At 47.6% G+C, this 6,719-nt stretch carries 5 protein-coding genes; 3 read left to right on the forward strand and 2 right to left on the reverse strand.

Features of this window, described 5'->3' with window-relative positions; genetic code table 11:
• On the reverse strand, positions 1-735 hold a 735-nt coding region (locus AC4MRN_RS18660; protein ID WP_491204134.1), incomplete at its 3' end, for an ATP cone domain-containing protein.
• A 425-nt stretch (positions 736-1,160) separates the two neighbouring features.
• Positions 1,161-1,877, reverse strand: coding sequence for a bifunctional 2-polyprenyl-6-hydroxyphenol methylase/3-demethylubiquinol 3-O-methyltransferase UbiG (gene ubiG / locus AC4MRN_RS18665; protein WP_491204135.1), 717 nt, complete (start codon positions 1,875-1,877; stop codon positions 1,161-1,163).
• A gap of 288 nt (positions 1,878-2,165) precedes the next feature.
• On the opposite strand from ubiG, the gene gyrA reads away from it, so the two are divergent.
• From gyrA to AC4MRN_RS18680, 3 genes are all read left to right on the forward strand, one after another.
• Entirely contained in the window at positions 2,166-4,847 is a 2,682-nt protein-coding gene (gyrA, locus tag AC4MRN_RS18670; RefSeq protein ID WP_073324611.1) for a DNA topoisomerase (ATP-hydrolyzing) subunit A, read from the forward strand.
• 143 nt (positions 4,848-4,990) lie between these two features.
• Entirely contained in the window at positions 4,991-6,076 is a 1,086-nt protein-coding gene (gene serC / locus AC4MRN_RS18675) for a 3-phosphoserine/phosphohydroxythreonine transaminase (RefSeq protein ID WP_491204136.1), read from the forward strand.
• The coding region (locus AC4MRN_RS18680; RefSeq protein ID WP_491204137.1) for a carboxyvinyltransferase at positions 6,073-6,719 on the forward strand (647 nt) is incomplete at its 3' end. The genes serC and AC4MRN_RS18680, both read left to right, overlap by 4 nt.

The following is a 6,719-nucleotide window of genomic DNA, read 5'->3' on the forward strand; positions in this document are numbered from 1 at the left end:
TACAATTGCACTCGCTGTTGCGTTGATTGAGTCCAGGCTGTCACCGGTTTCAATTAACACACAAGAACTAAACTGACGGGTAGGCGTACGTACACCGGCCATGATAGGCGTAGGCAATGAGATCTTGAACGTAGAAGCTGCATTGTAGAAACGGCGAATGTAATCTAATCGCGTAGATTTGGGGTAGTTCGCAAATAAACAGGCGGCTACCAGGATGTAAAGGAACTGAGCACTTTCATAAATTTCGCCTGTTACCCGGTTTTGAACCAGGTATTTTCCTTCCAACTGTTTTACGGCAGCGTAACTGAAGTTCATATCGCGCCAGTGATCAATGTACGAATCCATTTCCGCGAATTCTTCTGGCGTGTAGTCTTCCAGCAGGTGCTGATCGTATTTACCCATGTCCACCATGCGGGCCACGTGCGTAAACAACGCTGGCGGCTCAAACTGGCCAAACGCTTTCTTGCGCAGATGGAAAATCGCCAGGCGAGCGGCTAAATACTGGTAATCTGGTGCATCGGTAGAAATCAGGTCAGCTGCAGACTTAATCAGTGTTTCGTGAATTTCAGCAGTTTTAATGCCGTCATAGAACTGAATGTGTGCCTTGATTTCAACTTGAGAAACAGAGACGTTGTGAAGGTCTTTGGCTGCCCAAGTGATGACTTTGTGAATTTTATCTAGATCAATGGGCTCTTTCTCACCATTGCGTTTGGTGACAGATAAATTGTTATTCATTTTTACTGGCCGTTTGTCTGTTAGCGCTTGTCGCGGGGCAGGTGATGCATTGCCCAATTATTGTTTTAAATGCTTTCCTTACCGTAGGATCGATGATTGATCCTACCGATCCGCAAATGTTCTGGGGGATCAGATGACCTCAAACTCAACTGACTCAGAACAGGACTACGTGCGGATAACCACAAGATAGTGAGGTTTTGCCTTTATTGCAACCCAATATCTGGTGCTTAATTCACCGATCAAACACAAGAGATATTTTGGTTAGTGTTGACTAACTGTTTATCATCTAACTTAGCGACATTTGCATAAATGCAAGCATTTTTGCGTTTTTTTGATCGGCTTAAATTTTTTTTGACGGAAAAAAACGTTTTTATAAAAAACCGCTATATAGTGCTGTTTTATATTTTACAGCACTACATATTGTGTTAGAGAGCAGGTTTCTCACAATGAATAATATAGTTCACATCGATGTTTTTATTCGACAGCAAAAATTGCTGGTTAAACGGATCGTAGTGAATGCCCGTCGTCGATCGTGGGATCAGTCCGGCGTGATCGGCGATCTTCATGAGTTCTGAAGGCTTCATAAAACGTTGGTACTGATGCGTGCCTTTGGGTACCCATTGCAGTACGTACTCCGCAGCGACAATACCCAGCAAGTAGGATTTAACATTGCGGTTCAAAGTAGAAAAGAACACTTTTCCTCCGGGCTTAACCAAATCCGTGCAGGCTTTGATCACAGAGGCAGGGTCGGGCACGTGTTCCAGCATTTCCATACAGGTCACAACATCGAAGCTGCCGGCGTGTTCTGCTGCAAATGCCTCAGCACTGGTGCAGTGGTACGCTACTTTAATGCCAGATTCCAGGCCGTGAAGCTGCGCTATCTCCAACGAGGCTTCAGCCATATCAATACCCGTCACATCTGCGCTACGTTGAGCGAGCGATTCCGCCAGAATGCCACCGCCGCAGCCGACATCCAGAATCTTTTTGCCGAACAAACCGTCGCTTTCTGTCTCTATAAAGGAAAGGCGAAGTGGATTAATTATATGTAACGGCTTAAATTCGCCTTCCGGGTCCCACCAGCGTTCAGCTATTTGCGAAAATTTGTCGATTTCTGTTTGGTCAACGTTTTGAGTAGATGACATTGGGATTTCCAATACCTTTATAAGAAGTACTTTGAAACGCAACATACCTCAAAACCACATTTGCTTCACGGCTAAATTTCATCGCCAAAGAGTAATTGCACAAAAAATGTCCGCTCGTGCTTTTTTGCTGCGATCCGCGACATTATTCACTACATAAATGCTGTTTTGGGTGGTAGACTCAATGGTTAATCAAAAGACCCAAAATGCGTGTCGGAAGGGAAATATGACGCAAGGACGTCACATTACTGTCCTGTCACGAGAAACTTATAATAAGGGACCAAGCAGTTTATGACTGATAACGCCAAAGAAATTCTCCCCATTAATATTGAGGAAGAGCTAAAAACATCGTATCTCGACTATGCGATGAGCGTTATAGTTGGGCGAGCGCTGCCTGACGTAAGAGATGGTTTAAAGCCAGTACACCGCCGTGTGCTGTTCGCGATGAACGAACTCAAAAACGATTTCAACAAGCCTTATAAAAAGTCTGCCCGTGTGGTCGGTGACGTAATCGGTAAATATCACCCGCATGGTGACTCAGCCGTATACGATACCATTGTACGTATGGCACAGCCTTTCTCATTGCGCTACATGCTGGTAGACGGGCAGGGTAACTTTGGTTCTGTAGATGGTGACTCAGCCGCTGCGATGCGTTACACCGAAGTGCGCATGGCGAAAATCGCCCATGAGTTGCTGGCCGACCTTGAAAAAGAAACGGTAGATTTTGTACCGAACTACGATGGCACCGAGCAGATCCCTGCGGTTTTGCCAACCAAAGTACCTAACCTGCTTGTTAATGGTTCCTCGGGTATCGCCGTTGGTATGGCGACCAACATCCCGCCACATAACTTAACGGAAGTGGTTAACGGCTGTATTGCACTTATCGAAGACCCATCACTGGGTATCGATCAGTTAATGGAATACATTCCCGGCCCGGACTTCCCAACCGCTGCTATGATCAGTGGCCGTAAGGGAATTGACGATGCCTATCGCACCGGTCGTGGTAAAATTTACCTGCGTGCGCGTGCTGAAATTGAGACCGAAGATAACGGTAAAGAAACCATCATCATTAACGAGATCCCGTATCAGGTTAACAAAGCCCGCTTGATCGAAAAGATTGCTGAGCTGGTTAAAGAAAAGCGTATCGAAGGTGTTTCTGCACTGCGCGACGAGTCTGACAAAGACGGTATGCGCATTGTTATTGAAGTTAAACGTAACGAATCTGCAGAAGTTCTGCTTAACCACCTTTATGCCAATACCCAGCTTCAAACGGTATTTGGTATCAACATGGTGGCACTGGACAACGGTCAGCCCAAAGTTTTCAACTTAAAGCAGACACTGGAAGCCTTTATTCTTCACCGCCGTGAAGTGGTTACCCGCCGTACCGTATTTGAATTACGCAAAGCCAGAGAGCGCGCGCATATCCTTGAAGGGTTAGCGATTGCACTGGCGAACATTGATCCGGTTATTGACCTGATCAAAGCGTCATCCAGCCCGGCTGATGCGAAGAAAGCATTAGTATCACAAGGCTGGCAGCTGGGCGACGTAGCAGAAATGCTGCAGCGTGCCGGCAACGACGCTGCTCGTCCTGACTGGTTAGCGCCAGAGTTTGGTATTCGCGATGGTCAGTATTACCTGACTGAACAACAGGCACAAGCAATCCTGGATCTGCGTTTACATAAACTGACAGGCCTGGAACACGAAAAAATCCTTGATGAATACAAGGCGTTGCTTGAGTTGATTGCAGAGTTACTGCATATCTTGGGCAGCCCTGAGCGTCTGATGGAAGTGATTCGTGAAGAGTTGGAAAAAATCCGTGACGAGTTCGGCGACGAGCGCCGTACAGAAATCACAGCCGCGAGCCATGACATCGACATCGAAGATCTTATCGAGCAGGAAGACGTCGTGGTTACCTTGTCTCGCGAAGGCTATGTTAAGTACCAGAAATTAACTGAGTACGAAGCACAGCGCCGTGGTGGTAAAGGTAAGTCAGCAACGAAGATGAAAGACGAAGACTTCATCGAAAAGCTGTTGGTAGCCAATACTCACGACCATATTCTGTGCTTCTCGACCCGTGGTCGACTGTACTGGTTAAAAGTGTATCAGTTGCCGCTCGCGAGCCGGAATGCTCGTGGTCGACCAATTGTGAATATTCTGCCGCTTGAAGACGACGAGCGTATTACCGCGATTCTGCCGATTAAAGAATTCGAAGAAGACAAGTTTGTGTTAATGGCCACCGCCAATGGTGTGGTGAAGAAAACCAGTCTGACTCAGTATTCTCGCCCGCGCAGTAACGGTATTATTGCCGTTAACCTGAACGATGGCGATGAGTTGATTGGCGTGTCGATTACACACGGCGATGACGATATTATGTTGTTCTCTGATGAAGGTAAGGTTGTTCGTTTCAACGAAAAACTGCGTGACTCAGAAACCGGTGAGGTAAAACTGGACCCAGAAACAGGCGAGGAGCTTTATGCGCTACGTCCAATGGGCCGGACTGCGACCGGTGTACGCGGTATTAAGCTTCAGGAAGGTCAGAAGGTTGTATCACTGATTGTACCTAAAGGTGACGGTGCTATTCTAACCGCTACTGAAAACGGTTACGGTAAGCGTACACCACTGGCAGACTACCCGGCGAAGAGCCGTGCGACACAGGGTGTTGTGTCAATAAAAGTATCTGAGCGCAACGGTAAGGTTGTTGGCGCGGTTCAGGTAGACGAAAACGACGAAATTATGTTGATAAGCGATGCCGGTACTTTAGTTCGTACCCGCGTTAGCGAAGTATCAACGGTAGGTCGAAATACACAGGGCGTGCGACTGATTCGTACTGCTGACGACGAGCATGTAGTGGCGTTACAGCGTATCGAAGAAGTAGAAGAAGTCCTGCCAGAGCTTGACGAAAATGGTGAAGCAATGGAAACCACAAACACCGCAACAGACGGTGATAATAATGAGCCTGCGACAGACGAATAAATCCTGATTCAACAGGACAATAAATGGTGAACGAGCGGCTATGTGCCGCTTGTTTTTTTGCCGTCAGGGAAGCCTGGCTGTTTGTTGGTCTAACAGAGACCGGCGGATCAGGAAGGCCTCCATAACAGTGTTTAAGAAAGCTCATGAAACAAGTATTTAATTTCAGTGCCGGTCCTGCCATGCTGCCAGCAGCTGTGATGGCCAAAGCACAACAAGAGTTCATTAACTGGCGTGACAGTGGCTGTTCAGTCATGGAAGTCAGCCACCGTGGTGCCGACTTTATCGAGATTGCTGCTCAGGCAGAGCAGGATCTGCGTGATTTATTAAAGGTACCTGACAACTACAAAGTCCTGTTTTTACAAGGTGGCGGTCGTGGTCAGTTTGCCGCGGTGCCGTTAAACCTGTCTACCAGTGATGATACCTCGTTGCACCTGGTAAGCGGTTCCTGGTCAAGCGGCGCAGTAGACGAAGCCAACAAATACAACAACGCTAAAATCATCGGTCAGGTGGCCGAGCACAATGGTTTTCAAACCGTGCCAAAGCCAGCACTGTCTGACATAGATCAGTCTGCGGCTTATTTACATTTCTGCCCGAACGAAACTGTTGACGGTATTGCTTTTGACTGGCTACCTGAGGCGGGTGACGTGCCGTTAGTGGCTGACATGTCTTCAAATATCCTGTCTAAGCCAATTGATGTGAGCAAATACGGTGTTATTTACGCCGGTGCACAGAAGAATATCGGTCCATCGGGTCTGTCGCTTGTGATTGTTCGTGACGATCTGATCGGTAAAGCGCGTCAGAGCACGCCATCGATATTTGATTATGCGTTGATGGCCTCAAAAGATTCTATGTACAACACACCACCTACGTTTTCCTGGTATTTAGCCGGACTGGTATTCCAGTGGTTAAAAGAGCAGGGCGGTGTGGAAGCCATGGCCAGCATTAATCAGCACAAAGCAGATTTGCTGTATAGCGCTATTGATGACTCGTCGTTCTACCGCAATAACGTGCATCCTGACAACCGTTCAATAATGAATGTGCCGTTCCATCTTGCTGATCCTGCCTTAGACAAAGTCTTCCTGGAGAAATCAAAAGAAGCCGGACTAATGGCGTTAAAAGGCCACCGTTCAGTGGGCGGAATGCGCGCCAGTATTTACAACGCGATGCCTGTTGAAGGTGTAGAAGCACTGGTGAAATTCATGCGTGAATTTGAGGAGCACTACGCATGACAGTAGAGCAGTTAACGTTAACGCCGGTCACGTCTATAGACGGCGAAGTGAACGTACCAGGCTCAAAAAGCCTGTCAAATCGCGCACTGTTACTTGCCGCACTGGCTGAAGGGACAACCACACTGACGAATCTGCTGGACAGTGATGATATTCGCCACATGTTAAAGGCGCTTACTCAGCTAGGTGTAAGCTACGAATTAAGCGAGTGCAAAACAGAATGTACTGTTCAGGGTCTAGGTGGCGCGTTTAATCACGCTGAACATCTGGAACTGTTTTTAGGTAATGCTGGTACCGCTATGCGTCCGTTGTGCGCAGCGCTGGCCGCATCCAGCGTGAACGTCACGCTGACTGGCGAGCCTCGCATGGAAGAGCGTCCGATTGGCGATCTGGTTGATGCCTTGCTTGAAGCGGGTGCTGATATCAAATACCTTAAAAACGAGGGGTATCCGCCACTACATATAGCGGGTAAAACGCTGCAAGGCGGTAAGCTCTCAGTAGACGGCAGTGTTTCCAGTCAGTTTTTGACCGCACTACTGATGTCTGCTCCTTTGTTCAGTGATGACACGGTGATTAGCATTAAAGGTGAGTTGGTATCGAAACCCTACATCGACATCACGCTGGATACCATGGCTAAATTTGGCGT

The organism is Marisediminitalea sp., from assembly GCF_984433645.1.